Raw genomic sequence first — 2,830 nt, 5'->3', positions numbered from 1 at the left:
GTTGCGGGACTTAACCCAACATCTCACGACACGAGCTGACGACAACCATGCACCACCTGTCATCCTGTCCCCCGAAGGGGAACGTCCTATCTCTAGGATTGTCAGGAGATGTCAAGACCTGGTAAGGTTCTTCGCGTTGCTTCGAATTAAACCACATGCTCCACCGCTTGTGCGGGCCCCCGTCAATTCCTTTGAGTTTCAGCCTTGCGGCCGTACTCCCCAGGCGGAGTGCTTAATGCGTTTGCTGCAGCACTAAAGGGCGGAAACCCTCTAACACTTAGCACTCATCGTTTACGGCGTGGACTACCAGGGTATCTAATCCTGTTTGCTCCCCACGCTTTCGCGCCTCAGCGTCAGTTACAGACCAAAGAGTCGCCTTCGCCACTGGTGTTCCTCCACATCTCTACGCATTTCACCGCTACACGTGGAATTCCACTCTTCTCTTCTGCACTCAAGTCCCCCAGTTTCCAATGACCCTCCACGGTTGAGCCGTGGGCTTTCACATCAGACTTAAAGGACCGCCTGCGCGCGCTTTACGCCCAATAATTCCGGACAACGCTTGCCACCTACGTATTACCGCGGCTGCTGGCACGTAGTTAGCCGTGGCTTTCTGGTTAGGTACCGTCAAGGTACGAGCAGTTACTCTCGTACTTGTTCTTCCCTAACAACAGAGTTTTACGATCCGAAAACCTTCATCACTCACGCGGCGTTGCTCCGTCAGACTTTCGTCCATTGCGGAAGATTCCCTACTGCTGCCTCCCGTAGGAGTCTGGGCCGTGTCTCAGTCCCAGTGTGGCCGATCACCCTCTCAGGTCGGCTACGCATCGTCGCCTTGGTGAGCCGTTACCTCACCAACTAGCTAATGCGCCGCGGGCCCATCTGTAAGTGACAGCGTAAACCGTCTTTCAGCTTTCCTACATGAGTAGGAAAGGATTATCCGGTATTAGCTCCGGTTTCCCGAAGTTATCCCAGTCTTACAGGCAGGTTGCCCACGTGTTACTCACCCGTCCGCCGCTAACTTAAAAAGCAAGCTTTTTAAGTCCGCTCGACTTGCATGTATTAGGCACGCCGCCAGCGTTCGTCCTGAGCCAGGATCAAACTCTCCGATAAAGAGTAAGATTAGCTCATTGCTAAACTCTAGCTTTTGTTACTTGTTTTGTTTCTATAACGAAAGTTATAAAAACGATTATTGTTGACGTTTGTTTGTTCAGTTTTCAAAGAGCAATTTAATGTTGCTGTTAGGAGCAACTTTTATATAATAACACAGCATTTCACCGTGGTCAACTTCTACGAACAAACTTTTTTAAAAAAAGAAAGAATGTTTTTTTCGAATTAGCGACATCTACTAATATACCATTCGCATTCGTGGAAGTCAACTTCTTTTTAGAGGTTTCTACTAGTTGAAATGTTTTTCTATTCTACATAATAAACTCTCTTACAGCAATAGATAGTTCAACGTTAATAATTCCGATAAAAAAGAACAAGAACCAATATGGTTTTTGTTCTTTTAATTTAATATCATTTTTCCCCTGCGATCATTTAGTTCCTGCATTATTGCTTCTTTCTTTGAATTCCATAAATCTAAAGCATCATCTTCATTCATGTATTTACTAAAAGTTTTTAAAGCTTCCGGTTTCATCATCCAGTCTGTTAAAAATTCTACTCTTTTGATTTTACGTTTTGGTATATGACTGTTAACAAAATCTTGAATGGCATCATCTGAAGGATTTATCTCAATAATGTTTTTATCTATCTCATTCTTTAATTTGTACGTGATAAACCCTATTGGATTTTCTATTTTATGATCATCTCTAATTGACTCCATCACTTGAATTACATTTCTTTTCCCATAATTCAACCAACTTTGTATAGTTTTATTCGGAACTTTAACTCCTAAATCACTCGCCAAACTTTTAATATCTTTAATATCGTCTTTAGAAACAACAAAAAGATCATTTTCAAGTTCTTCTGTATCTAACACTGCATTTTGACTGGAATGAGATATCGGAATAGGTAAAGGTTGAATAATAGAATCTTTGGTTTTTATAAAGAATTTAATTTCTTTAACTGCCCTTCCTTGTTTTATCTCTTGAAATTCAAATGTGATATCTGATTTTTTATTTATCTGTTTTTGAGAAGGGAGTATTACACGCTGTTTAAAGTTTCCGTAAGCAGGATATATACTTGTTGCGCCCAACTTATGTCTTAGGTCCTCCATAGTGAGGGTTCTTTCTTGTAGACGTTCATATTGCTTAAGCAGTTCATATATCCTTATAGAATAATGCCCCTTTAGTTTACTTACGTTTTTTAAATGATACGATGTAAATTCCTTTTTCAACTCTAATAAATAAGGGGTAAGAAACTTATGTAGTGTAAGCTCGATTGTCCCCTTTTTATAGTTATAATCAGCTTGGGATAACCATTGAACTTGTACTAATCTTTCTTCGAATCTTATTTCATAAATTTTAGCTAACATATTCCTCGTAATTTCTTCTAGTTCCTTATACCTTGTATTACTGTTTCCGCCAATCAATTTTATGAAATCTTTGATTGTGAAAGTGTAAGATTGAAATTCCTTATCATTTGGTTGAACTAAACTAATAAGGGTTAAGATGATTTTTTGTTCTATCTCGTTTAATTTATATGCTGCTTCAATAAGCTGATTTGATTTCGTAATTAAGTTGTCTGCACTTATCTTGGATCCCATATTAAAACTCCTTTTTATTGATCATTCTAAAATATAACAAAAAACACAAATGAGAGTCTACTTGTGTTATATTTCAGAAAATTTAAAACACACACTCGATAAACGAAGTTTTTATTTTTTTAA

General features: G+C 39.1%; 1 protein-coding gene and 1 rRNA gene. Both read right to left on the bottom strand.

The genetic code is table 11. The features are described from left to right. Positions 1-1,110: ribosomal RNA gene (locus ACF1AG_RS34745) — 16S ribosomal RNA — on the bottom strand; the annotation flags it as partial. 397 nt (positions 1,111-1,507) lie between these two features. After that, complete coding sequence (locus ACF1AG_RS34740) at positions 1,508-2,707, bottom strand: replication initiation protein (RefSeq protein ID WP_160555784.1); 1,200 nt, start codon at positions 2,705-2,707, stop codon at positions 1,508-1,510. Positions 2,708-2,830 lie beyond the last annotated feature (123 nt).

This window comes from Streptomyces sp. NPDC014764 (assembly GCF_043082785.1).
Taxonomy (GTDB): domain Bacteria; phylum Actinomycetota; class Actinomycetes; order Streptomycetales; family Streptomycetaceae; genus Streptomyces; species Streptomyces althioticus.
Note: the sequence above shows the minus strand (reverse complement) of the source record. Positions and strands in the feature narration are given on the sequence as shown.